Here is a 22,686-nt window from a genome sequence, read left to right on the forward strand (position 1 = left end):
AACCAGGCCGCGCGTATCGGCGGCGCGCGGGTACTCGAAAGGGAGGGGGTCACCACTGCGCGCCGATCAGCCTCGGTTCCGGTTCAATGGCGACCGAGAAGGTTTCCAGCACCGAAGCGGAGATGCGCCTGGCCAGGGCCAGCAACTCGGCGCCGCTGGCGTTGCCATGGTTGACCAGCACCAGCGCATGGCTGGGCGCCACCCCGGCATCGCCTTCGCGGAATCCCTTCCAGCCGCAGTGCTCGATCATCCAGGCGGCCGATACCTTGCGCTGGTCCTCGCGTTCTGCCGGATACACCGGCAGTTCCGGGAAGGACTGCAGCAGCACCTCCACCTGGTCCACGCCAAGGATCGGATTCTTGAAGAAGCTGCCCGCATTGCCCAGTACGTCCGGGTCCGGCAGCTTGCGGCGGCGGATCGCGATCACCGCGTTGGCCACGTCCACCGCACTGGGCGTATCGATGCCCTGCGCCTGCAGTTCTTCGGCGATGCCGGCGTAGTCCATGCGCAGTGCGTGCAGCAGCGGCAAGCGCAGCTCCACGGCGGTGATCAGGTAGCGCTCCGGCTGCTGCTTGAACACGCTGTCGCGGTAGCCGAAGGCACACTGTTCGGTGTCCAGCCGCACCCATTGGCCTGCATCGCGGTCCCAGGCTTCGACGGTCTGGATGAACTCACCGACCTGGACGCCGTAGGCGCCGATGTTCTGGATCGGCGATGCGCCCACGGTGCCGGGAATCAGCGCCAGGTTTTCCAGTCCGGACAGCCCGTGCTGCAGCGACCAGAGCACCAGCTTGTGCCAGTTCACCCCGGCCGCGGCGCGCACCACGGTGTAGTCGGCGCGGTGTTCCAGGATGTCGATGCCCTGATTGGCGAACACCAGCACGGTGCCCTGCACGTCACCGGCCAGCAGCACGTTGCTGCCACTGCCCAGCACCAGCAAGGGGCCTTCGGCCACGCTTGGCAGGGCCAGGGCATCGGGCAGGGTGGCGGAGTCCTGGATTTCCAGCAGCTGCGCGGCCTGCGCCTGCACATGGAAGGTGTTGAGCGCCAGCAGGGAGGCGTTTTCGGTGAGGGTCCAGCCGCTGGTTGCCATCACAGGCCTCCCACCGCACCGCGACTGGGTGCTTCGCGGCGGCGACGGATCGCTTCGACGCATTCGGAAACCAGCGCCGGGCCGCGGAACACCAGCCCGCTGTAGAGTTGCACCAGCGCGGCACCGGCGGCCATCTTGGCCACGGCATCGGCACCGGAGCTGATTCCGCCCACGCCGACCAGCGGCATGCTTTCCGGCAGCCGCGCGCGCAGGCGGCGCAGCACCAGCGTGGACTGGTCCAGCAGCGGCGCACCGGACAGGCCGCCGGCCTCGTTGGCGCGCGCATCGCCGGCGATGCGGCTGCGATCGATGGTGGTATTGGTGGCGATCACCCCGTCCACCTGCAGTTCGGCCAGCACGCGCGCTGCGGCATCGATATCGCGCTCATTGAGATCCGGTGCCACCTTGACCAGCATCGGCACGCGCTTGCCGTGCACGCCGGCCAGCTGTTCCTGGCGTTCGCGCAGGCCGGCAACCAGCTGGCGCAGGGCGTTTTCTTCCTGCAGTTCGCGCAGGCCGGCGGTGTTGGGCGAGGAGATGTTGACGGTGATGTAGTCCGCCAGCGGGTACACCTTGTCCAGGCAGGCGATGTAATCGTCCAGCGCCTGCTCGTTGGGGGTGTCCTTGTTCTTGCCGATGTTGATGCCCAGCAGCCCGCGGCGGTCGCGTGCGGCTTCCACGTTGCGCACCAGTGCGTCCACGCCGGCGTTGTTGAAGCCCATCCGGTTGATGATGGCGCCGTGGTCCGGCAGCCGGAACAGCCGCGGCCTGGGGTTGCCCGCCTGCGGGCGCGGGGTGATGGTGCCGATCTCCACCGACCCGAACCCCAGCGCGAACAGGGCGTCGATGTGCGCCCCGTTCTTGTCCAGCCCCGCAGCCAGGCCGACCGGGTTGGGGAAGGTCAGGCCGAAGGCGGGCGTGGGCAACGGCGCGATGCGCGGCGCCACCAGCGGCGTGGTGCCGAAGCGGTAGGCGGTGTCCAGCGCGGCCAGGCCCAGGCCGTGGGCGCGCTCGGCATCGAGGGAGAACAGGAAGGGGCGTGCAAGCGAGTACATGGGCAGATCAGTCCAGCGTGCCGAGGAAGGCACGGGTTTGGTATTCAAAAGCGACCTTGCCGTCGACGGCATGCTGGTCGAACAAGGTGCGCAGCGCGGCAAGCATCGATTCGTGATTCGGCTGGCCGGCAGTGGGGGCGTAGGACGAAGAGAGCAGGCGACCCTGCAGGGCATCGAAGTCCAGCATCTGCACGTTGGGGAAATAGCCGATGGCCTGCAGGCCGCCGGCGAACCAGTCACGCATCTGCTCGTCGGTCTGGTAACGCTCGGCCACCGCGCTGTAGTCGGTGCCGAACTCCAGCAGCAGCTGTTCGTAGCCGCGCAGGAACGGGGACGCATCCAGCAGGCGCGAGTTCCAGAACACCAGCACCCGTCCGCCCGGGGCCAGGATGCGTTTCCACTCGCGGCGCACGGCGTGCGTGTCGAACCAGTGGAAGGCCTGCGCGGCGCTGACCAATCCGATGCTGGCATCGGCCAGGCCGGTCGCCTCGGCGGTGCCATCGGCGGCGCGGAAGCGGGGGTACTCCGTACCCAGCCAGTGCTCGGCTGCCGCGCGCATGGCTGCATTGGGTTCCACTGCGATAAGCGGATGGCCGGCGGCCAGCAGGATCTGGCTGGAAATGCCGGTGCCGGCCCCGATGTCGGCAACCAGCGCCTCGCGCGGCACGCCTTGTTCGTCATGCAGCCAGCGCAGCAGGGCCGGCGGATAACCCGGGCGGAAGCGCACGTAGTCTTCGACGCGGTTGGAAAAACGGGATGCCGATTCAGGAGTGCTCATGCCCACCTCATGATGAAACGTGGGCCAGCCAGGCCAGGCCACCGAAGAAGGCAAGGAAGGCGCCGATGGCCAGCACCGCGCCCAGCACCATCAGCCAGCCGAGGACCAGGCCCCCGATGGCCAGCCCGTCGCCGTCGAGCTCGTGCGGGCGGCGGCGGATTTCGGCGCGGGCCATGTGCCCGGTGATGATCGCCCCGATGCTGGCGATGAAGGGCAGCACGGTCCAGCTGCAGATCCCCAGGACCAGGCTGGCGACGGCCAGTCCACTGGTATGACGGTTAGGCACGCTCATGCGGGTCCTCCCTAAAGACCCGGCCATGATAGAGGTTGTGCCTCGATTAGCCCATCAATACCTGACCACCGTCCACATTGAGCACGTGCCCGGTAATCCATCCGGCCAGCGGCGAGCACAGGAACAGGGCGGCATGGGCGATCTCTTCGGGCCGGCCGAAGCGGCCGAAGGGAATCTTCGCCAGCGTGCCGTGGTACAGCGCCGGATCGTCCACGCGGCGGCGGTCCCACAGGCCGTCTTCGAATTCGATCGAGCCCGGCGCGATCGCGTTGACCCGGATCCGGTACTGCGCCAGGGCCAGCGCCTGGCTGGTGGTGTAGTGGGACAGCGCGGCCTTGGCCGCGGCGTAGGGCGCAGCGCCCGGACGCGGTTGCTGGGCGGCGATGGAGGACAGGTTGAGGATGCAGGCATCGGTGGATGCACGCAGCCAGGGCAGGGCCAGCCGCGAAGCGCGCACCGCTGCCATCAGGTCGACCTGCAGGCTGGCGGCCCAGCCGTCTTCGTCGTCGGCCATGCCGTAGCCGGTCGCATTGTTGACCAGCACATCGATGCCGCCCAGCGCTTCGGCAGCGTTTTCCAGCCATCCGCCGATCTGCTCCAGACCGGAGAGATCGGCGGCGTGGGTATGCAGCGGGGTGCCCTGGTCCTGGGCATCACGTGCCAGGGCGGCGAGGCCCTGCTGGCCGCGCGCGCAGACCGACACCGACGCGCCTGCGCCGGCGAAGGCCAGCGCGATGCAGCGCCCGATGCCCTTGCTGCCACCGGCGATGGCGACCCGGCGGCCAGCCAGCGTCGCGCCATGCCCGGCGGCAGTGCGGCCCGTGTCCATCACAGGTCGAACTTGATGCCCTGGGCCAGCGGCAGCGAATCCGAATAGTTGATGGTGTTGGTCTGCCGGCGCATGTAGACCTTCCAGGCATCGGAGCCGGATTCGCGGCCGCCGCCGGTGTCCTTCTCACCACCGAAGGCGCCGCCGATCTCCGCACCGGACGTGCCGATGTTGACGTTGGCGATGCCGCAGTCCGAACCGGCCGCCGACAGGAAGCGCTCGGCGGTCTTCAGGTTGGTGGTGAAGATCGACGAAGACAGGCCCTGCGGCACGCCGTTCTGCATGTCGATGGCTTCGTCCAGCGTGCTGTACTTCATCACGTACAGGATCGGCGCGAAGGTCTCGTGCTGCACCACTTCATCGCTGTTCTTCAGCCCGGTGACGATGGCCGGCAGCACGAAATTGCCGGCACGATCGATGCGGGTACCGCCGGTCTGCACGGTGCCGCCGCTGGCCTTGGCCTTTTCAATGGAGGCCAGGAACTGCTGCACGGCGCCGTCGCTGTTGAGCGGGCCCATCAGGTTGGCCGGGTCGGTCGGATCGCCGATCTTGCCTTCCACCTGCTTGTACGCCTTGACCAGCGTGGCCAGCACGTCGTCATGGATGGATTCGTGCACGATCAGCCGGCGGGTGGTGGTGCAGCGCTGGCCGGCGGTGCCGACCGCGCCGAATACGATGCCCGGGATCGCCAGCTTCAGGTCCGCGGTCTCGTCGAGGATGATTGCGTTGTTGCCGCCCAGTTCCAGCAGGCAGCGGCCCAGGCGATGGGCGACCTTCTCGGCGACGGTGCGGCCGACCTGGGTCGAACCGGTGAAGCTGATCAGCGGCACGCGCTTGTCGGCCACCATCGTTTCCGACAGCGCAGTGCCGGCATCGTTGATCAGGAAGAACAGGTCCGGGAAGCCGGCATCGCGCAGCGCTTCATTGCAGATGCGCATGGAGGCGATCGCGGTCAGCGGGGTCTTGTTCGACGGCTTCCACAGGCAGATGTCGCCGCAGACGGTGGCCAGGAACGCATTCCACGCCCACACCGCGACCGGGAAGTTGAACGCGCTGATGATGCCGACCAGGCCCAGCGGCTGGTACTGCTCGTACATGCGGTGGCCGGGGCGCTCGGAATGCATGGTGTAGCCGTACAGCATGCGGCTCTGGCCCACCGCGAAGTCGGCGATGTCGATCATCTCCTGCACTTCACCGTCGCCTTCCGGCTTGCTCTTGCCCATTTCGAGGGCAACCAGCGAACCCAGCGCATCCTTGTTGGCGCGCAGGGCTTCGCCACACAGGCGCACCGCTTCGCCACGGCGCGGGGCCGGGGTGGTGCGCCAGATCTTGAAGGCTTCCTGCGCCCGCGCGATCACGGTTTCGTATTCGTCGGCGGTGGTGGCGCGGACCTGGGCGATGGCTTCACCGGTGGTCGGGTTGACCGGGGTGATCAGCTCGCCGCCGGTGGCGGTGGACCACTCGCCATTGCCCAGATAGGTACCGGCGTTGATCGCATCCAGGCCCAAGGCCTTGAGCAGCTTGGCAGACATGCAGACTCCCTCTTTTCGCGTTGTATTGGGGCAGCCGCAGGCCCTGGGGGCAGCGGCGCACTGAGCCGGAGATGGTAGCAGAGGGCCCGGCGGGGCCATGGTGCGGTGCGGTGGGGCGGACGTTATCGGTAGCGCCGAGTCGTGCTCGGCGGGGGCGGTGGGAAGCAGAGGCGTGACGGCCCCCGCCCCGGTAGTGACGGCCGCTGGCCGTCTGCTTTTGCTCGTGGTGGCGGACGACCTTAGGTCGTCACGCTCCTTGCCTGGACCAGTCCGGCTGATCCCGGTGCCAGCGCCACGCGCTTTCAATGATCGGCCCCAGTTCGGTCCAGCGCGGTACCCAGCCCAGTTGCGCCCGCGCCTTCGCGCTGGATGCCACCAGGCTTGCCGGGTCGCCGTCCCGGCGCGGTGCCACCTCGAACGGCACCGGCTTGCCGGACACCTCGGCCGCGGTCGCTATGACCTCCCGCACCGAGAAGCCTTGGCCGTTACCCAGGTTGAACGCATGCGCGCCGGCACTGGCTTCCATGAAATCAAGCGCAAGCGCGTGTGCCTGGGCAAGGTCCTGCACATGCACGTAGTCCCGTACGCAGGTGCCATCCGGTGTCGGGTAATCGTCGCCGAACACTTTCAGCGCCGGACCGTCGCCCAGCGCGGCCTTCAGTACATTCGGTATCAGGTGGGTCTCGCACAGGTGGGCCTCGCCGATACCCTGATCGGGCAGGGCACCTGCAGCGTTGAAGTAGCGCAGCGTCACCGAACGCAGGCCGTAGGCGTGGGCGGCGTCGGCCAGGATGCGCTCGGCCATCAGCTTGCTGGCGCCGTAGGGGTTGATCGGGGCCTTGGGGTGTTCTTCGTCGATGAGGTCTGCCACCGGGTTGCCGAACACCGCTGCCGTGGAAGAAAACACGATGCGGCCCACGTCATGACGACGCATCGCTTCAAGCAGGTTGAGCGTACCGGCCACGTTGTTCAGGTAGTACGCGTAGGGCTGGGTGACAGACTCCCCCACCAGCGAACGCGCACAGAAGTGCATTACGGCGTCGAAGTGTCCACCTGCCAAGGCCCGGTCCAGCGACGCCGGGTCCAGCAGATCGGCGTGGATGAAGTCGCCCCAGCGCACTGCGCCGCGATGACCGGTGGAGAGGTTGTCCAGCACGGTGACCCGATGGCCCTGATCATGCAGCCAATGCGACATGTGGCTGCCGATGTAGCCGGCGCCGCCGCAGATGAGGATCTTCTTCATGGAATCTCGTAAGGCGTGGGGAGTTTTCAGATTTTTCCGCTGGCACCAGCGCCCTGTGTGGGGAACGCTGGAGGCGATCTTCAATATGCGAACCCAGTGAAGGATAGTGGATTCGCGTACGTCAAATTATTGGCACTTTTGGCCCGAAATAGGGTGGGCTGTGAAGCAGTTCACGTTTTAGCAGTACTGGGGCGGGGTCAATCTCTGGTACATTTGCGTCATAAATCAATACGTTTCTTCCATTGTAGTTTTTATGGTTGCGCTGCCAGGGGAGGTCAGTGCACGAGCGAGAAGGTGCCGGAAGATGCGTAATCCAGGAGAAGTTGAGGTGCTACAGGGATCTGTAGACGGCCTTCCAGAAACGCAGGCAGCAGGCCGTGGTCGTCGTGTTGAAGCGCGCGCCGCGCTGGAGTTGGGGCTCCGGCTCGCTGACCTGCTGGTCATACCCGCTGCCGCAATCGTGAGTCATCTGGTTCGCAACGGCGTCATGGCCCCGTCGCAGCCGCAGCGGATCGTATTCGGCGCACTGCTGCTCAGCACGGTGATCTGCTTCGGTATCGCCCCGGTGTATCGCAACTGGCGCGCACGTGGCCTGCTGGCCGATCTGTGGGTGGTGCTGCTCGCCTGGACGGCCTCGTTCGGCCTGTTCTCCACCTATGCGGTGCTGGTGGACATGGCCGATGCCGTGCCAACGTTCTGGCTGGTCGGCTGGTATGCCCTGGGACTGATGGGCATGACGGCAACGCGGGTCAGCCTGCGCGTGCAGCTGCATCGCCTGCGCTCAAAGGGACTGGATTGCCAGCGCGTGATCCTGGTGGGCCTGCGCGCGCCCTCGCTTAAGCTGCATCGCCTGCTGCGCGGCAAGCCGGAACTGGGCAAGGCAGTGATCGGATATTTCTCCAGTCCCGGCGACATCGCGCGACCACGCCGCGAGGACGGTCCGCGCTGCCTTGGCACCATTGATGACCTTCCGCAGTACATGGACCTGCACCGCGGCGAATTCGACCAGCTGTGGGTGTCGCTGCAGATGGGTAGCGGCCCGCAGATCAAGCAGATGTTGAAGCGCATCGAGCGCTATCCGGTGCCGGTCCGCATCATCCCGGACATCAGTGGCTACGGCACGCTCAATCCGGGCGTGCATCTGGTCGGCAACGTGCCGATGATCGGGGTGCGGCAAGGCTTGCCGGACCAGCATTTCAGGTTGGTGAAGCGCATCGAGGACTTGATTGTTGCAAGCATGGCCTTGGTGCTGCTGGCGCCGCTGTTGGCCGTGTTGGCCGCGGGCGTCAAGATCAGTTCGCCGGGGCCGGTCTTCTTCAGGCAGCGCCGCCACGGCCTGGGTGGTAAAGAATTCTCGATGCTCAAATTCCGTTCCATGCGGGTGCATGCCGAGACGCCGGACAAGATCACCCAGGCGACCCGCAACGATCCCCGGATCACCCGGTTTGGCGCATTCCTGCGCCGGTCCAGTCTGGATGAGTTGCCGCAGTTCCTGAACGTGCTGGGCGGCAGCATGTCGGTGGTGGGTCCACGACCGCATGCGATCCAGCACAACAACCACTATGAAAAGCTGATCGAGCGCTACATGCATCGGCACTACGTCAAGCCCGGCATTACCGGATGGGCGCAGGTGCATGGATTGCGTGGCGAGACGCCGGAGCTGCGATCGATGAAAAAGCGCGTTCAGTACGATATCGACTACATCCGGCGTTGGAGCCCGACGCTGGATGTACGGATCATCGCGCTGACGGCGTTCAAGGTGTTGGGGCAGAAGTCGGCTTACTGATGCAGCACGGATGCTCGCTGCGCTACCCTGTGCGCTGATGGCGACAGGAACGGGTTGTGTTCAAGAATATTCTTTTCGTATGCGTGGGAAACATCTGCCGCAGCCCCTCCGCGGAGTTCATGCTGCGCGAACTGGTTGCCGGTAAAGGCATCCAGGTGTCTTCGGCGGGGCTGGGTGCGCTGGTGGACCACGGTGTGGACCCCACCGCGCAGGCACTGCTGCTTGAGCATGGGCTGGATGGCAGCAGCCATCTTGGGCGGCAGATCAGTGGCGGCATCCTCGGCCAGGCCGACCTGGTGCTGACCATGGAACGCAAGCACGTGCGGCGCATCACCGAGATCGCACCGGAAGCGTCTGGCAAGACGTTCCTGTTGGGCAAGTGGCAGCAGGATCGAGAGATTCCGGATCCTTACCGTCAGCAGCGCGCGGCCTTCGAGCACGTATACGGCCTGATGGCTGAAGGCGTGCAGAGCTGGGTCAAATACCTGTAAGCCCGGTGCGACGTGCCGGTGCCGAGCGGGTCGGCACCGCAGCGCTCAGTCGGTGATCGACTTCAGGTTGTCATAGAAGAAGCGCTCATCGCGCTCGCCGGTGACGTTGTACAGCGAGTACTTGCGCTGCAGCATCGCGCCGCCATCGCGGATCAGCGGATTCCAGTTGATCGCCGCCCGGGCGCGGGTGGAGCGCGGCAGGATGTTGTCGAACGGGATGCTGAAATACAAGCCCTTGTCGAAGCTGCCTTCGCCGAAGTCCGCGGCCGATACATCGGTCTTGGTCGCATAGGCCCCCATGGTCACGCCATTGTCGAACACACGGGCGATGTTGACCGTGGCGCCGTAGTCGCCGGCCAGATAGCGTCCCACCGACATCGAGCCGACGATGCGTTCGCGTGCATCGAAGGCGTAGTACAGCGTGGCATGGCCGGTGGTCATGCGGTAGTCGCGCAAGCCCCAGTGCTGGTCGTAGTCGCGCTGCTGCACGCGGTTGATGTTCGCACTGACGGCCCATGGCTGGTCCATCGGTCGGTACAGCAGTTCGCCACCCACGCCGGCGTACATCCATTCCAGGTAGCCGGCGTAGGCCATGCCGTAGACATCACGTCCGAAGCGATGGGCAACGTTGAGCTGAAGGTTGGGCAGGGTGACATCATTGTCGACCATGTAGCGGCGCAGGTCGGTGCGCACGCGCGGCAGACGGCTGGGCGCGTTGTATTTGAACTTGTCGTAGTTGTTGAGCAGGTCGGCGCTGACCGTGCCGGTCAACCACAGGTCGGGCCGGAAGAAGAGGCTGCCGGAGTAGTTGGCCGCGACCTGGTACAGGATGAACCCGTCCGGACCGCCGAGGTTCTGTCGGTAACCCAAGCTGAAGCCGCCGCCAAATGGTTGGTTCGGCGCACGGTAAAGCACCTCGCGTGCGACTTCGGCGGGAGCCTGCAGATCGGTGCTGCGACGAAGGACATCGTCACTGACCGTGCCGTCAAGGTTGCCGAGCAGGGCATCGCGCTTGACCGACATGTCCACGATCGGCATGCCCAGGCGCGTGGTGCGCAGGGTGTACCAGTCGTAATCGTCTCCAGTCGTGCTGGACAGGATGCGGCCCGCGCGTTCCAGGCCCTTGGCGGGGCTGAAGTAACGCACCTGGTAACCATCGACGAAAAGCTCGTCGCCGCGGCGCGAGATCTGGTCTACGCGGAAACCGGCATTGTTGCGGAGCTGGGAGGCGATGGTCGCCCAGTCGGGCTCCGCTTCATCCATGGAACCAGTATCCACCGTCGTAGGACGCGCGAGCGAGGAGGCCGTGTGGTCCAAGGCCGGGGTGTCCTGGGCGGCGACGGCGGCCGGGTTGACGGGCGGTGGATCGAAAGGTTTAGGTGCCGTCGAGGCGCCGCCGGGATAGCCGCGCAGGGTCAGCGAGAACATCGCTGCGTCGCCACGCTCCCATGCCGCCGTAAGTTCTATATTGGCATTGGGCACATAGACCAGGCCCACGTTTACCGGCGTGCGCTGGGTCAGGTTGTTGCCGCGCGGTTCGCGCTTGTAGTCATTGCCGTCGTATTCCACCTTGACCAGCAGTGCATCCCACGGCGTCTGGTACGTCAGGCCACCGAAAATGCCGACCGGCCCGCGGAACATGTTGCTCACGCCGAACTTGCCGGCCTGAGCGATCGCGCTGGTGGCGATCGGCCGACGATCCTTGAACCGGTCATCGATGACGCCCAGCGGGTTGGAAAAGTCACCGCGGTTGCCAAGATAGCCAGTGGCCAGGCCCAGCGACGCATCCACGGGGCCGAAGTTCTTGCTGGCCACCAGGTATTCACTGGAGAAAAAGCCGGTGCCGCCGATGTCGCGCACACCGAACGATACGTCTGGCAGCCAGCGCGATTCCTGCCACAGGCGCAGCTTGAAATCGATTGATTTATCTTTGTAGTTCTGGTCGCCGGCGATGTTCGGTCCGTAGCGGATGTTGGACACGTTGATGTAGCGGAACGTGCCTTCGAACCAGGTGAACGGCTGCAACGTGACGTTGTAGCGGCTGTAAGGGGAATTGTGTGACGCGGTAAACGCGATGTCGCCCGCTGTGTTCATGCGCGCGGTCGGGGTCTGCAGCAGCCCGCTGCCGCCCCATTCGCTGGCCGTCACCGGCGGTGCCTGCTGCGCATGCAGCGCCGTGGACAGGCACATTGCAAGCATGCTCACGGTGAGCGTGACACGGCGTCGGGCGGCCAGGGGTTTTGCGGAAACGGTCATCAAGGATCGACAGGTTGCGTGGCGACGAACGAAGCGAAATCTTCGTTGAAGGAGGCATCAATGCGCTTCAGCGCGGATTCGCGGATCGGCACGTAGATCGTGCCGCCGGCAGCCACGGCCTGTGGATCGGCGCGGTTCCACGCGGCGACACCGAGGGCCTGAACGAGCCCATCGGGCTGCACCACGTACAGCGTGTCCGGATCGGCGGCGCCGGAAGTGGGGCAGTGCGCCAGGTAAGTCTTCGCGTCCTGCAGCGGTTGGTGCGGCAGCTCGCAGGGCTGGGTCACGGCGCCGATGACGTGCACGGTCTGCGGGCGCAGCGGGATGATGATGCTGTCCCCCTGCCTGGCGATGGGATTATTGAGCGGCTGGACCTGCATCAGGCGGCGATCGAGCACCAGGCGCACGCGACCGGTTGCGGGATGGGCATCGAGCCAGTCGTGCAGCAGGTCGCCTGCCGCCCGCACATCGAGGTCTTCATGCTGCGGCAGCTGTCCCAGCGTGTGCAGCAGGCCGGCACGCTGGCGCACCTGGTCCTGCCGTTCGTGCTCGCGCTGCAGGCTTCCGCCGAGCAGGTAGGCCGCTGCGTCCGGACGCACGGCGTTGAGCACATCGGAGATGCGTCCACCCTGCTTTACCTGCACTACACCAGGCGACTGCACAGCTCCCACGACGGCGACCTCGGAGATGCCGGCCGGAAGCGGTGGCTCCGCCTTGACGGGCAAGCCGGATACAAGGAAAACAAGCGCTGCCGCACTGCGAAACATCATCGTTCAGTCCTGCGCCGGGCGATAGGGTTTGAGCTGTGTGAGTTCAACCGCGTAACCTGGTGCCAGGTGCTGGCGGCTCTTCCAGACGAAACCGGTCGTTGCATCGGCCCAGTACAGGTTGGTGGCACTCATGCCGCCTCCCTCCAGACGTTCCTCGAAGCGCACAAGCTGCATGGGCCTGCCAAGGATTTCAACCTTGTCGGTGCCGCGGCGCGTAAGCGTGCCGCTGACCGGCACCGACACCGCATACGGCGGAGTGGCGTCGTACTGGCGCTGCACCTGCACTGCTGTGGTGACTGCGGCGAGGTGATCGAAAGGCGAGTCGCCGAGGATCCGCATGCTGAACTGCCGGCCGTTACCGGAGGTGCCGGTCACCAGCCCGTCGCGGTCAAGCTGGAATACCGCTTCCTTCCCTGCGTACCACGACTGTTGCCCGTCATCGACGTAGCCCAGCACCATCACCGCGCTCATGTCCGGTGCGCGCAGCTGGATCTGCGGATAGCGATTTGCCGCTACCTGGGCAGGCGTGGCTTCTACCTGCCGATTGAACAGCAACCGGAACGAGTCGCTGGTGGAGCGACTGGCGGACGTGCAGGCGGCCAGGCCCAGCACCAGCAGCGACGCGATCGCGCGCAGTCCCAGGCTGCGCCAGCCGACCAGAGGGGCAGCGCGGGATACCTCAGCGTGCGCCATGTCAGTTGTTTCCGATCTCGCTTTCGGTACGTGCTGCGTTGTACAGGATGCTGGTGAACGGCAGCAGCTGGTTGACGAAGCGGTTCCAGCGCGTCACGCCCGCGGCACCGACGAAGACGACGTCACCGGGCTGCAGCATGAACTGGCTGGCGACAGCGAAGGCGGTCGGCGAACGCGCTTCGAGCTGGTAGACCATCGACGGCTCGGCAAGCAGGTCGTGCGAGCCGCGGATTACGTACACGGAGTTGCCGCTCGCGGTGGCCTGGGTGATGCCGCGGGCGCGACCCAGTGCCTGGTTGAGCGACACATCGCCGGTACGGAAGCTATAGGCGCCCGGCAGGTTCACTTCGCCTACGACGAAGATTTCCTTGCGGTCCAGGTAAGGAACGAAGATCGAATCGCCGTCTTTCAGGTAGAGCTGACGCCCGCCGTACTGGTTGGCTAACGTCTCCAGGTTGATCGTATAGGTCACGCCGGCGCGGCTGAGCCGCACGCCGGACAGGTCCGCCTGGCTGGCGTTCAAGCCGCCTTGGCTGATCGCATCGGACAGCGTCAATGGCGAGGTGCCCAGCGACAGCGGCGTCGACCGCTCGGCTGCACCGGTGATCCAGACGCGCTGGCTGCCATAGGTCAGTACTGATACGTCAACCTGCGGCGATTCGATGTACTTGGCAAGCCGCTGGGTGATTTCTTCCCGCAGCTGCACCGGCGTCCTGCCCTGGGCAGTGATTTTGCCGATGTACGGGTAGAACATCGAGCCATCACTCTGCACCAGGCGACCCGCCAGGTTGCCCTGCTGCTGTGAACCGGCAGGCACCGTCAACTCGGGGTGGTCCCAGACGGTCACGTACAGGACATCACCGATGCCGACCTGGTATTCCTGTGGCTGGTAGTCGAAAAGCTCTGCCGGCAGCACCTGCTCGGCCTGCGTTGCACGGTCCATCGCAATCAACTTCGGCGTGATCGTGACCATCTCCAAGCGACCATCGTCGCTTTGCTGCGAGCGCGAAACATCGCCCTGCCGCAGATGCTGGCCGGGCGCGAGCAGGCAGCCGGAAAGGGTGACGGACGCCAGGACGGCGACAGCAAGGCAGGAGAGCTTGGTCTTCATGGATCGATGTAGTTTCCAGCAGGCAAAAAAAACCCTCGCCAAGCATTGCCCGGCGAGGGCTGGGATTCAAGCGGGCTGGATCTCAGCCGCCGGTGCCACCGGTACCGCCGGTGCCGCCAGTACCACCCGTACCGCCGGTGCCGCCGGTGCCACCACCGCCGTCGCCGCCACCACCGCCGCCACCGCCGCCTGCATCGTTTTCACCGCTGGAGCTGTCGCCGCCTACGCTGTAAAGAACGGCGGCGGTTGCCACGGCCGCAACGGCAGTGCTGGCAATTGCCACGGTGGAGTAGCCGGTCGCTTCCGCGCCAGCGATTTCCGCGCTGGTGGCGCCATCGGTCGAGGTCTGCTCAACCTGTGCATCCTGAGCCAGGACGGGGGAAGACAGGCCAACAAGGGCCAGTACCGCAAAGATCTTCTTCATAAAACGGGGTCTCCTACTCCGTCTGGGGGGATTTGAACGCCCCTATGGTCGCGGTAATGAGCTATAGGTGTCAAGGCGATCACGTCATAAAGGCCTAATCCGTCAGTATTTTAGCTTCCAATGTGATGGACTTCTCATGTAGCGTGCTTCGCGCATGCGGATCTTTTGCCCCGGACAGCGTCGTGGCGAGACGGACCACGGCCTCATGTGTCGTTGCCTGAGGAAACGCCAGTGGTATCAAGGCGCCGATGACGAGCGCCGTGGCGAGCCATCCGGGCCGCGCCGTGGGGCTCGCGTCCAGCCGCCGTAGTGTCCATACCGCGCCACTCGCGCCGAGCAGCCAGCCGCTCACGACCTCCGACCACGAATGCGCGTTCAACGGCAGCCGCGAATAGGCGATGGCCGCTGCCAGCATCAGGCCGGCCGCTGCGCCCCAGTGCGGTCTGCGTGCGGTCAGTCCGATGGCAAGCAGCACCGGCCAGATCAGCGCGGACAGGGTGGCGTGACCGCTGAATCCGGTGAAATCGACCCGTGCCAATCCGATGCCCCATCCCAGGAAGGCCAGTTTCGAGCTGAGCACCAGCGTTCCGATGACGCACAGCGAGCCTGCCCATCGCAGAGACCAGCGACTTCGCTGGAACGCACCGAAGGCGATGAGGACCACGGCGGCTGGCAGCAGCAAACGACTGTCGCCCAGCATCGAAAGCAGGTGCCACGTAGAAGGCATGCGGTTGCGGCGTCACGCAGGGAAGGGTGCGCCAGCATACGGGGTGGATCGCCTGCGCAGCTGACCGCGACCCGTCCGAGGTAGTCCTGCAGGCCGCCACCCTGTATCCTTCACATCCTCGATCTGGCCCCGTAGCTCAGCTGGATAGAGCGTCCCCCTCCTAAGGGGAAGGTCGCCCGTTCGAATCGGGCCGGGGTCACCAGAATTCCAGGGCGCCAGTGAAGTCAGCTGGCCGGCCCATGCACACTGACCAGCACATACACCACCACGCTGTTGGCGGCCGATCCGGCAATGCAGATCACCGTCGCCGCCACCGCGCAGCGCCACAGCCGCAGCGCGGTCCGTTGCCGTAACCAGGCCACCTGCGCAACCCAGAACCAGCCCGCTGCCAGCAATGACAGCACCACGCCCGCCAGCACCGCTCCTTCCTGCCCCATCGACATCAGGCTCAGGCCGATGGAGATCAGCAGCGCGAATGGCGAAACCAGGTAGCACTGCTCGTAGAAGGGCAGCCGCAGGGTCTCCCGGTCCACCGGCCGAAGGGTACGCAGCAGGTAGTACAGCGATCCGGCCAATGCCCAGATCCCGAACGCGATGGTCCGGTACAGCAGCAGGTTCTGCTCCGAGGCCAGCACCACGGCCGCCAGCGAGCCGCCCAGATCCGGCGCGGAAGACCGGACCGCCATGTCAACGCCATGGGCGATCAGCACGCACAGGATCAACAGCAGCGGTGGACTGATCGCCGCACTGAAGCGGGTCTCGCTTTCCGAACGCAGCTGGCTTGCAGCGTATTCGGCCATCACCACCGGGGAGTGGAGGATCCGCAGCAGCGAACGCGGCAACAGCACGATCCAGCTCAGGGCTTCGAACACCAGTTCTTCAAGCGATTTCAGGATCTTCAGGAAATCCATGCCGGGGTCCGCTGTCGGGCAGGAGGGGCCCGTTGGCGCACATTACCACCGGCACTCTGTCGCACCCGTCATTCCCTGTGGCAAGCTCCACTCAACGCGGCCAGCCCGGCCTGCCCATCCGGAGATCTGCAATGTCCATTGCCCATCGCAGTGCTTTGGCGGTCGCGATCATGCTGTCGGCGCTGTGCGCCTCCTCGCGCGTTTCTGCGCAGGACCCCGCACCCGGCCTGGGCGACCTGCAGGGCCTGGATGATCGCGATGCCGCCCGCACGCTGGGTGCCCGTGGCTATGCGCGGCAATCGGTTTCCGGTGAGTACGGCAACTGGTGGAACGAGCGCGACCAGCGCTGCGTGATGGTCCGCAGTGACCGTGGCCGCATCGCCTCGGCGGTCACCACGCCCGCACCGGACTGTGGCAAGCAGCCTGGCGGAAAGAAGGACGGGATGAGCGATGGCGCCAAGGTGGCCGTGGCCGCCGCGGCCATCCTCGGCATTGCCGCACTCGCGCACCAGGCGCACCACCACGACGATGGTGACCACGACGATGATGCGCACCACGAAGCCGACTACGAACGCGGCTACCGCGATGCGGTCCACGGCTACGACGCCGATGCCGATCAGGGCGCTTACAGCGATGGCTACGGCGCCGGCCTGCGCGAGCGCTCCAGGCAGGTGCCGTGGCGCTCTGGCAACAGCGCGGGAGCATCCGCCAGCATGGACGACCTGCTAGGCGCACGTGCCGCCGGTGCGGACACGCAACTGCGGGCACGCGGCTTTACCGATCGCGACGCGCAGCAGCGCGATGGCCGCTCGGTGGTGACGTGGTGGAATGCGCAGACCCGCGAATGCCTGCACGTTGCGACCGGTGACGGCAGGATCGAGTCGATCCGCCGCGTCGACGCCGACAACTGCCGCTGACGCCGGCACGCCGCAGCGCCCGCGCGCGGCCTGGATCAGTCGCCTGCCGGCGTAAAGACCCGCACCGGCGAGGCGGGGTTGCGCGCCAGCGCGGCGCCCTCGCGCGTCGGGCGCGGGCACAGCGTGCCGCCGCAGTTCGGGCAGCGTCCACCCAGTCGTCCCTGCACGCAGGCGGTGCAGAACGTGCACTCGAACGAGCAGATCCACGCGCCGGTCGACGCGGCGGGCAGGTCGGTGTCGCAGCATTCGCAGCCAGGACGCATCTGCAACATGGAGTGGGCCCGGAACAAGGAGAGGGCGCCAGCGTAGCGCCGGGCCGCCCGCGGTTCCAGCGCAGACCGGCGCCAACGAACGTTTTACACAGCACGCAGAGGCACTGGATACAGTGCGCGATCACTCAAGGGGTTGGCCATGCAGCACCGACATGACGGGCAATGGATCAGGTGCGGTTTCATCCTGGCGCTGCTGCTGTGCGCGCCGCTCTCTGTCGCCGCGCAGGCCGTCACCGCAGAAGGGCCCGTGGTGGACATGGCGGCCGTCCAGGTCACCGGCGAGCAGCCCGGTCCGGGCTTGTGGAAGGTGAGCAACGCGCAGGGCCATGTGTTGTGGCTGTTGGGTACGGTGGCACCGTTGCCGGCCGGCGTGACCTGGCGTTCGGACCAGGTGCAGCAGGTCATCGCCGCCTCCGACCACGTGCTGGGTCCGCCCGGCTGGACACCGGACGTCAAGCTCGGCCTGCTGCGCGGCCTCACCCTGCTGCCGCTGGCGATGAAGACCGCCAAGGATCCGCAGGGGCGCACCCTGCATCAGATCGTGGCACCGGACACCTACGCGCGATGGCTGGGCTTGAAGGCCACCTACCTGGGGCGCAATGGCGGGGTGGAAAAGAAGCGCCCGATGATCGCTTCGGGCGAGCTGTACATGGCCTTCCTCAAGCGCCAGGGGCTGCGCGACAGCGGGCAGGTCACCGAGGCCCTTGAACGTGCCTACAAAGCCAACAAGCTGGAGCCGGAAGAGGCGCGGGTGAAGCTGCCCATTGCCGATGCGCGCGGCGCCCTGAAGGAATTGCAGGGCAGCGAGGTGGACGACCGCGCCTGCTTCGAGCGCACCCTGGATACGGTGGAATTCCAGGCCCCGGTACTGCGCGAGCGTGCCAATGCCTGGGCTGCTGGAGATATCGGGGCCCTGCGCCGGCTGGCCGTGATGTCCATGGCGCGCACCTGCAGAGACGTAGTGCAGGATTCGGCGTTCGCGCGCAGCCGCGGCTGGAACGACCTGGGGCAGCAGGCGCGCACGCAGTGGCTGGGCCTGGCCGACAAGGCGCTGGCCCAGCACGCCAGCACGTTCTCCACGGTGCCGGTCAGCCTGCTGCTGGGACCGGAAGATTATCTGGGCGCGCTGCGCGCACGCGGCTACACCATCGAAGCGCCGCCGGAATGAGCTGCCTTTGCTGACGCCTGTACGGCTCAGCGCAATGGCATGCGCAGGGTAAAGGTGGTGCCGATGGCGTCCGCGGACTGCACCGTCAGCGCGCCGCCATGCGAAACGGCGATCTGCGAAGCGATGTACAGCCCCAGGCCCAGGCCGGAATCCAGCCGCTGGTCGCCAGTGCGGTGGAAGGGCTCGAACAGGGTCTTCATCGACGCCTCGGCGATCACGCCCTCGTTGCGCACTTCCAGCACCAGCGCCGTGTCGTCGGCGTGGCCGCGCAGGGCGATCGGACTGCCCTTGCGGCCGTGGATGGCCGCGTTGATCAGCAGGTTGCTGACCAGTTGCGAGAGGCGGTCGGCATCGCAGGTCACCACCTGGGGAAGGGCCAGTTCAACGATCAACGGGCAGCCGGGGTAGGGCGCCATTGCCCGCTCGGCGGCGTTGGCCAGCAAGGCAGACAGGTCACGCCAGGGCCGCACGCGCAGGGCGATGCCCGAGCCGAGGCGGCCGCGCGCGAAATCCAGCGTCACATCGATCAGTTCCGCCATCCGGTCAGCGCTGTCGTCCAGGTGCCGCAGCAGACTCTGCTGCGCCTCGCTGGTGGCCGACAGGGACAGCAGGTCGGAGGTCACCCGGATCGCCTGCAGCGGGTTGCGCAGATCGTGTGCCAGCACCGCGATGAACTCCTCGCGCTCCTTGCCTTCCTGGCGCAGCGCGCTGTTGAGCACTTCGGAGGCCTGCAGGCGGCTTTCAGAAGACGTGGCCCGATCCCGCTCGACGCCGTCGTGGTGGTCATCGGTGTCATGTGCTTCCGCCGCGCTGATCTGCTCGGCCACCACTGCACCCAGTGCACGCATGGCGTGCAGGACTTCATCGGTGATCGGGCGCGGCTCCGGGTCCAGCGTGCACAGGGTGCCGAACACCCGTCCATCGGCCAGCACCACCGGCACCGAGATGTAGCTGCGGAAGCCGTGCATCGCCGGGATGGGACTGTCGCAGCGCTGCTGGTCCTGGCGGTAGTCGCCGAACCAGATCGCTTCCTGGGTTGCGGTCACGTCGCGGCAGAAAGTGTTGATCAGATCCAGCCGCAGGCCGGCGGAGATGCCGAGCCCGGCACGGTCCAGTGCGTGCACGGCGCGCCATTGCTGTTCACCGACCTCGCCGATCAGTGCGACCCGCATGCCGCTGACGGCACAGGCCAGTTCCAGGCAGGAGTGAAACGAGGGCAGGGGGCCTTCCTTGGTGGATCTGTTCTGCATGGGTAGGTGCTTCTGTCTCGGCAACGTTGAGTCGATCACGGCGTCTGCGCGTCGATTGTGACATCGCCTTTCGTGCTCCGTCCCCGGGTGCGGGACCTTACCCTTAATCATTCAGCGTTGCGCCGGTGGTTTGGTGAGTCATTCAGGGGCAGAAGGACAGGCGTGAGAAGCGATTCCGGAAATGCGCACGTGTTTGCAGACCGGGGCGAGGACAGGGCGCTAGCGTGTCAGCTGCAGGCCCGATTTCCCCAGGCCGAGGATTACCCGTATGCACCTCCTGCTCGCGGTGTCGGAAGTCGCAATCGCCTTTGCCTGCGTCCTTGGCCTGGTGCACCTGGGCAGTCGTGCGCGGCAGCGGAGCAAGCGCGAAGGCAAGCGAAGTCCATTTTCAGATAAACCTCCTTGAGCTCCTGGCAGGGCGTCCCTGGCGTTGGCCCGGCAGCGGTCCGCTGCGTGTCGCCGCCCGCGCCTTTCGACGCGCGTGGCGGCGATCGCCCGTCCTTCGGAGTGTCGTGAAGTTGTCAGAACGTTCGAAAGGTCCCCGCGTAGCGGCGGGGCGCGCCATGCTGACATGCGAAGGTTGAACGCAACTCGGCCGCGTCCGATGGGGTGCCCGCCTCGATTCCGCCAGGATCCTGCCAATCCCTTTTCTGGCCACCCACATCGCGGGTGCCGGAGTCCCACCTGCCTGGCGCGGGTCGACCGCCCGCTGGCGTGGAGTTGGCATGGAATACATGGTCGCGCTGTTGAAGGAAATGGCGCTGGTCCCGGTGACGCTGTTGCCGATCATCAACCCGCTGAGCATCGCCTCGATCTTCGTCTCTTCGGTCGGCACCAAGCACGACCTCGCGCGCCTGCTTGCGCGCCAGATCGCATTGAACGTGGGGTGGGTGATCATCGCCTCGATGTTGGTCGGCACCTACGTGCTGACCATTTTCGGCATCTCGTTGGCGGTGGTGCGTTTTGGTGGCGGGCTTCTGGTGGCGGCCAGCGCATGGCGCATGCTCGCTCCGCGCCCGGACACCTCGCCGACCGCGCAGGAAACCGAGGCGGCGGGCATCGCGGACCACCAGCTGATGCAGCGCAGTTTCTATCCACTCACGTTCCCTTTGACGACCGGACCGGGCGTGATTTCTGCCTGCATCACCCTGGGTGCCCACGGAGAATCAATGCATCCGCTGCATTTCCTGTCGGGTGCGATCGTCGCGGTCGGTGGGGCGCTGATGGTGGCGCTGGTGATCTACCTGGTGCTGCGCAACTCGATCGTGGTCGTCACCCGTCTGGGACCCTCGGGCGCGGTGGTGATGCAGCAACTGGTGGCCTTCGTGCTGCTGTGCATCGGCATCCAGCTGGTCTGGTCAGGTTGGCTTGATCTGACGGCAATCAACTAACGGGCGCATAGCCCAAGCGGAAGCGGCCCGACCCGTCGCCGCGGCCGATCAACGTGCAGTCAGCAGCTCCACCAGCTGCCGCAGCCGATACGGCTTGGGCAGGAATTCCACGTGCCCCGGCAGCGGCGGCAGCTGCGAGCGGGCATAACCGGAGGACAGGATCATCCGTGCGCCGGGCTGGGTACGGGCGACATGTTCGCTGAGCTCGATCCCGGACATGCCGTTGGGCATGCTGACATCGCTGAACACCACATCGTACCGATGCTCGCCGGCCATCATCGCCAGCGCCTCGTGGCCATCGGCGGTGGTATCGACGTTGATGCCCATGTCCTGCAGGGCCAGTCCGATCATGTCGCGCAGGTCTTCCTGGTCTTCGACCATGAGTACGCGGATGGAATCAGTCATTGGCGGGAACCTCCAGGGCAGGCAGCAGCAGGCTGACCGTCGTGCCACCACCTTCGGTGCTGGACACGTCGACGAAACCGCCGCATTGGGTGATGAAACCGAACACCTGGCTCAGGCCCAGACCGCTGCCCTTGCCAATGTCCTTGGTCGTGAAAAACGGCTCGCTGGCCCGCGCGGCGACGTCTGGCGCCATGCCGTGGCCTTCATCCTGAACGCGGATGGCGACGAAATTACGGTAGGTCGGCGTATCGGCCTGCGGATCCAGGCGACGCTCGATGTCCCCGATGATACAGATACGACCGCCCTGCGGCATGGCATCGCAGGCATTGCCGACCAGGTTGGACAGCGCCGCCTCCAGCTGCCCGGGATCCAGCAGCACATCCGGCAGGTCGCTGCGCAGCTGCAGGCTGAGCGAATGATGGGCCAGGCAACGCTGCTGCAGCGCTGCCATTGCCGGCTGCAGCCAGTTCGCGGTGGTGACGCGTTCGCGCACCAGCGTCTGGCCCGCGCCGAAGGCCAGCAGCTGCCGGGTCAGCAGCGCGCCACGGTCGGCCGCGGCCTGCGCATTGCCGATCAGGCGCTCGGTGGTCTCATCGGCTGCACAGCGCAGCGCGATCAGGTCCAGCGCATTGTGGATGGTGGTCAGCAGGTTGTTGAACTCGTGCGCCAGCCCGCGGCTGAGCTGGCTGACTTTCTCGAACTGCTGGGTGCTGGCCAGCGCACGTTGCGCATCCCGCAGCAGCACCTGCGCCTGGTAGCTTTCGGTGATATCGCGGGTCACCTTGACGAAGCCGACCAGGTGCTCGGCCTCGAATACCGGCTCGATGACCACGCTGGCGCGGAAGCGGGTGCCGTCACTGCGCAGGCGCCAGCCTTCGCCGGCATAGCGGCCTTCGCTCATGGCGATCGCCAGCGAGCGTTCGGGCTCGCCGGCATCGCGGTCGGCGGGGCAGTGGAAGCGGCTGAAATGGGTGCCGATCACTTCCTCGGCGCTGTAGCCCTTGATCCGCTGCGCGCCGGGATTCCAGGTGCAGACCACGCCGTCCGGATCCATCAGGTACAGGGCATGGTCAGTGACGCTCTCGATGAGGAGCGTCAACTGTCGGGACGTATCTGTCTGGGCGGTGAGCTTGGAGACGGCGTTTACCACGGGACTGCGCTGAAACCCCTGAGGCCGGTGACGCTAGAAGCGACAGTGTGAAGGAATTGTGTAGGCGGGCACGTGCCGAAAGTCGTGCCGGAAACGACGGGCATTCAGTTAACATCTCACTTCTTTGTGCCGGGATCTCCAA

23 protein-coding genes and 1 tRNA gene are annotated in these 22,686 nt (G+C 66.0%); 6 read left to right on the forward strand and 18 right to left on the reverse strand.

The window, feature by feature from the left end; translation table 11 throughout:
• Positions 1 to 49: 49 nt before the first annotated feature.
• From murB to galE, 7 genes are all read right to left on the reverse strand, one after another.
• Positions 50 to 1,093: a UDP-N-acetylmuramate dehydrogenase gene (gene murB / locus ABB28_RS00345; protein ID WP_057506714.1), complete on the reverse strand. Its 1,044-nt coding sequence runs from the start codon at positions 1,091 to 1,093 to the stop codon at positions 50 to 52.
• On the reverse strand, positions 1,093 to 2,148 hold the full coding sequence (locus tag ABB28_RS00350) for a quinone-dependent dihydroorotate dehydrogenase (RefSeq protein WP_057506715.1): 1,056 nt from the start codon (positions 2,146 to 2,148) through the stop codon (positions 1,093 to 1,095). Before ABB28_RS00350 ends, murB begins: the two co-directional genes overlap by 1 nt.
• 7 nt (positions 2,149 to 2,155) lie before the next feature.
• Positions 2,156 to 2,926, reverse strand: a complete 771-nt coding sequence (locus tag ABB28_RS00355) for a class I SAM-dependent methyltransferase (protein ID WP_057506716.1) — start codon at positions 2,924 to 2,926, stop codon at positions 2,156 to 2,158.
• Positions 2,927 to 2,933: 7 nt separating this feature from the next.
• Positions 2,934 to 3,218 (reverse strand): DUF4190 domain-containing protein, encoded by a 285-nt coding sequence (locus ABB28_RS00360; RefSeq protein WP_057506717.1) that lies wholly within the window; start codon positions 3,216 to 3,218, stop codon positions 2,934 to 2,936.
• Between the two features lie 46 nt (positions 3,219 to 3,264).
• Positions 3,265 to 4,047, reverse strand: a complete 783-nt coding sequence (locus tag ABB28_RS00365) for an SDR family NAD(P)-dependent oxidoreductase (protein ID WP_057506718.1) — start codon at positions 4,045 to 4,047, stop codon at positions 3,265 to 3,267.
• The gene (gene amaB / locus ABB28_RS00370) at positions 4,047 to 5,579 is read right to left on the reverse strand and encodes an L-piperidine-6-carboxylate dehydrogenase (RefSeq protein ID WP_057506719.1); all 1,533 of its coding nucleotides are present in this window, start codon (positions 5,577 to 5,579) and stop codon (positions 4,047 to 4,049) included. The genes ABB28_RS00365 and amaB overlap by 1 nt, the downstream gene beginning before the upstream one ends.
• Before the next feature lie 247 nt (positions 5,580 to 5,826).
• Positions 5,827 to 6,822, reverse strand: a complete 996-nt coding sequence (galE, locus tag ABB28_RS00375; RefSeq protein ID WP_057506720.1) for a UDP-glucose 4-epimerase GalE — start codon at positions 6,820 to 6,822, stop codon at positions 5,827 to 5,829.
• Positions 6,823 to 7,075: 253 nt separating this feature from the next.
• Between galE and ABB28_RS00380 the strand changes: the two genes are divergently transcribed.
• The gene (locus ABB28_RS00380) at positions 7,076 to 8,608 is read left to right on the forward strand and encodes an undecaprenyl-phosphate glucose phosphotransferase (RefSeq protein WP_245625229.1); all 1,533 of its coding nucleotides are present in this window, start codon (positions 7,076 to 7,078) and stop codon (positions 8,606 to 8,608) included.
• A gap of 56 nt (positions 8,609 to 8,664) precedes the next feature.
• Complete coding sequence (locus ABB28_RS00385) at positions 8,665 to 9,099, forward strand: low molecular weight protein-tyrosine-phosphatase (RefSeq protein ID WP_057506721.1); 435 nt, start codon at positions 8,665 to 8,667, stop codon at positions 9,097 to 9,099.
• Positions 9,100 to 9,144: 45 nt separating this feature from the next.
• Here the strand turns inward: ABB28_RS00385 and ABB28_RS00390 are convergent, their stop codons facing one another.
• The 6 genes from ABB28_RS00390 to ABB28_RS00415 form a co-directional block, all read right to left on the reverse strand.
• The gene (locus tag ABB28_RS00390; protein WP_245625231.1) at positions 9,145 to 11,298 is read right to left on the reverse strand and encodes a YjbH domain-containing protein; all 2,154 of its coding nucleotides are present in this window, start codon (positions 11,296 to 11,298) and stop codon (positions 9,145 to 9,147) included.
• A gap of 56 nt (positions 11,299 to 11,354) precedes the next feature.
• Complete coding sequence (locus ABB28_RS00395) at positions 11,355 to 12,017, reverse strand: capsule biosynthesis GfcC family protein (RefSeq protein WP_161809837.1); 663 nt, start codon at positions 12,015 to 12,017, stop codon at positions 11,355 to 11,357.
• Positions 12,018 to 12,128: 111 nt separating this feature from the next.
• The gene (locus ABB28_RS00400) at positions 12,129 to 12,818 is read right to left on the reverse strand and encodes a YjbF family lipoprotein (RefSeq protein WP_083491844.1); all 690 of its coding nucleotides are present in this window, start codon (positions 12,816 to 12,818) and stop codon (positions 12,129 to 12,131) included.
• 1 nt (position 12,819) lies between these two features.
• Positions 12,820 to 13,929: a polysaccharide biosynthesis/export family protein gene (locus ABB28_RS00405; protein WP_057506724.1), complete on the reverse strand. Its 1,110-nt coding sequence runs from the start codon at positions 13,927 to 13,929 to the stop codon at positions 12,820 to 12,822.
• Positions 13,930 to 14,011: 82 nt separating this feature from the next.
• Complete coding sequence (locus tag ABB28_RS17855) at positions 14,012 to 14,353, reverse strand: hypothetical protein (RefSeq protein ID WP_057506725.1); 342 nt, start codon at positions 14,351 to 14,353, stop codon at positions 14,012 to 14,014.
• A 94-nt stretch (positions 14,354 to 14,447) separates the two neighbouring features.
• The gene (locus ABB28_RS00415) at positions 14,448 to 15,080 is read right to left on the reverse strand and encodes a phosphatase PAP2 family protein (protein WP_083491845.1); all 633 of its coding nucleotides are present in this window, start codon (positions 15,078 to 15,080) and stop codon (positions 14,448 to 14,450) included.
• 125 nt (positions 15,081 to 15,205) lie between these two features.
• Here ABB28_RS00415 and ABB28_RS00420 point away from each other — a divergent pair.
• Positions 15,206 to 15,282 (forward strand) — tRNA-Arg (locus ABB28_RS00420).
• 22 nt (positions 15,283 to 15,304) lie between these two features.
• Here the strand turns inward: ABB28_RS00420 and ABB28_RS00425 are convergent.
• Positions 15,305 to 15,991, reverse strand: coding sequence for a hypothetical protein (locus ABB28_RS00425; protein ID WP_057506727.1), 687 nt, complete (start codon positions 15,989 to 15,991; stop codon positions 15,305 to 15,307).
• 131 nt (positions 15,992 to 16,122) lie between these two features.
• Here ABB28_RS00425 and ABB28_RS00430 point away from each other — a divergent pair, with 131 nt between their 5' ends.
• Positions 16,123 to 16,908 carry a hypothetical protein gene (locus ABB28_RS00430; RefSeq protein ID WP_057506728.1) on the forward strand — a complete coding sequence of 262 codons (786 nt, stop codon included), beginning with the start codon at positions 16,123 to 16,125 and terminating at the stop codon, positions 16,906 to 16,908.
• A 35-nt stretch (positions 16,909 to 16,943) separates the two neighbouring features.
• On the opposite strand, the gene ABB28_RS00435 is transcribed toward ABB28_RS00430, so the two are convergent.
• Positions 16,944 to 17,180 (reverse strand): DUF1272 domain-containing protein, encoded by a 237-nt coding sequence (locus ABB28_RS00435; protein WP_057506729.1) that lies wholly within the window; start codon positions 17,178 to 17,180, stop codon positions 16,944 to 16,946.
• Between the two features lie 139 nt (positions 17,181 to 17,319).
• Here ABB28_RS00435 and ABB28_RS00440 point away from each other — a divergent pair, with 139 nt between their 5' ends.
• The gene (locus tag ABB28_RS00440; protein ID WP_057506730.1) at positions 17,320 to 18,348 is read left to right on the forward strand and encodes a TraB/GumN family protein; all 1,029 of its coding nucleotides are present in this window, start codon (positions 17,320 to 17,322) and stop codon (positions 18,346 to 18,348) included.
• Between the two features lie 26 nt (positions 18,349 to 18,374).
• Here the strand turns inward: ABB28_RS00440 and ABB28_RS00445 are convergent, their stop codons facing one another.
• Complete coding sequence (locus tag ABB28_RS00445) at positions 18,375 to 19,598, reverse strand: sensor histidine kinase (protein WP_057506731.1); 1,224 nt, start codon at positions 19,596 to 19,598, stop codon at positions 18,375 to 18,377.
• Between the two features lie 725 nt (positions 19,599 to 20,323).
• On the opposite strand from ABB28_RS00445, the gene ABB28_RS00450 reads away from it, so the two are divergent.
• Positions 20,324 to 20,989, forward strand: coding sequence for a MarC family protein (locus ABB28_RS00450; protein WP_057506732.1), 666 nt, complete (start codon positions 20,324 to 20,326; stop codon positions 20,987 to 20,989).
• A 48-nt stretch (positions 20,990 to 21,037) separates the two neighbouring features.
• Here the strand turns inward: ABB28_RS00450 and ABB28_RS00455 are convergent, their stop codons facing one another.
• Both ABB28_RS00455 and ABB28_RS00460 read right to left on the reverse strand, forming a co-directional pair.
• Positions 21,038 to 21,394, reverse strand: a complete 357-nt coding sequence (locus ABB28_RS00455) for a response regulator (protein ID WP_057506733.1) — start codon at positions 21,392 to 21,394, stop codon at positions 21,038 to 21,040.
• Positions 21,387 to 22,544, reverse strand: a complete 1,158-nt coding sequence (locus ABB28_RS00460; protein WP_057506734.1) for a two-component system sensor histidine kinase NtrB — start codon at positions 22,542 to 22,544, stop codon at positions 21,387 to 21,389. Before ABB28_RS00460 ends, ABB28_RS00455 begins: the two co-directional genes overlap by 8 nt.
• Positions 22,545 to 22,686 lie beyond the last annotated feature (142 nt).

The organism is Stenotrophomonas chelatiphaga, from assembly GCF_001431535.1.
GTDB lineage: Bacteria > Pseudomonadota > Gammaproteobacteria > Xanthomonadales > Xanthomonadaceae > Stenotrophomonas > Stenotrophomonas chelatiphaga.

Excerpts from the sequence above, each read along its gene's own strand:
- murB (WP_057506714.1), bottom strand. The coding sequence starts at position 1,093 with ATGGCAACCAGCGGCTGGACCCTCACCGAAAACGCCTCCCTGCTGGCG.
- ABB28_RS00350 (WP_057506715.1), bottom strand. The coding sequence starts at position 2,148 with ATGTACTCGCTTGCACGCCCCTTCCTGTTCTCCCTCGATGCCGAGCGC.
- ABB28_RS00355 (WP_057506716.1), bottom strand. The coding sequence starts at position 2,926 with ATGAGCACTCCTGAATCGGCATCCCGTTTTTCCAACCGCGTCGAAGAC.
- ABB28_RS00360 (WP_057506717.1), bottom strand. The coding sequence starts at position 3,218 with ATGAGCGTGCCTAACCGTCATACCAGTGGACTGGCCGTCGCCAGCCTG.
- ABB28_RS00365 (WP_057506718.1), bottom strand. The coding sequence starts at position 4,047 with ATGGACACGGGCCGCACTGCCGCCGGGCATGGCGCGACGCTGGCTGGC.
- amaB (WP_057506719.1), bottom strand. The coding sequence starts at position 5,579 with ATGTCTGCCAAGCTGCTCAAGGCCTTGGGCCTGGATGCGATCAACGCC.
- galE (WP_057506720.1), bottom strand. The coding sequence starts at position 6,822 with ATGAAGAAGATCCTCATCTGCGGCGGCGCCGGCTACATCGGCAGCCAC.
- ABB28_RS00380 (WP_245625229.1), top strand. The coding sequence starts at position 7,076 with ATGGTTGCGCTGCCAGGGGAGGTCAGTGCACGAGCGAGAAGGTGCCGG.
- ABB28_RS00390 (WP_245625231.1), bottom strand. The coding sequence starts at position 11,298 with ATGCTTGCAATGTGCCTGTCCACGGCGCTGCATGCGCAGCAGGCACCG.
- ABB28_RS00400 (WP_083491844.1), bottom strand. The coding sequence starts at position 12,818 with ATGGCGCACGCTGAGGTATCCCGCGCTGCCCCTCTGGTCGGCTGGCGC.
- ABB28_RS00405 (WP_057506724.1), bottom strand. The coding sequence starts at position 13,929 with ATGAAGACCAAGCTCTCCTGCCTTGCTGTCGCCGTCCTGGCGTCCGTC.
- ABB28_RS17855 (WP_057506725.1), bottom strand. The coding sequence starts at position 14,353 with ATGAAGAAGATCTTTGCGGTACTGGCCCTTGTTGGCCTGTCTTCCCCC.
- ABB28_RS00415 (WP_083491845.1), bottom strand. The coding sequence starts at position 15,080 with ATGCCTTCTACGTGGCACCTGCTTTCGATGCTGGGCGACAGTCGTTTG.
- ABB28_RS00425 (WP_057506727.1), bottom strand. The coding sequence starts at position 15,991 with ATGGATTTCCTGAAGATCCTGAAATCGCTTGAAGAACTGGTGTTCGAA.
- ABB28_RS00430 (WP_057506728.1), top strand. The coding sequence starts at position 16,123 with ATGTCCATTGCCCATCGCAGTGCTTTGGCGGTCGCGATCATGCTGTCG.
- ABB28_RS00435 (WP_057506729.1), bottom strand. The coding sequence starts at position 17,180 with ATGTTGCAGATGCGTCCTGGCTGCGAATGCTGCGACACCGACCTGCCC.
- ABB28_RS00440 (WP_057506730.1), top strand. The coding sequence starts at position 17,320 with ATGCAGCACCGACATGACGGGCAATGGATCAGGTGCGGTTTCATCCTG.
- ABB28_RS00445 (WP_057506731.1), bottom strand. The coding sequence starts at position 19,598 with ATGCAGAACAGATCCACCAAGGAAGGCCCCCTGCCCTCGTTTCACTCC.
- ABB28_RS00450 (WP_057506732.1), top strand. The coding sequence starts at position 20,324 with ATGGAATACATGGTCGCGCTGTTGAAGGAAATGGCGCTGGTCCCGGTG.
- ABB28_RS00455 (WP_057506733.1), bottom strand. The coding sequence starts at position 21,394 with ATGACTGATTCCATCCGCGTACTCATGGTCGAAGACCAGGAAGACCTG.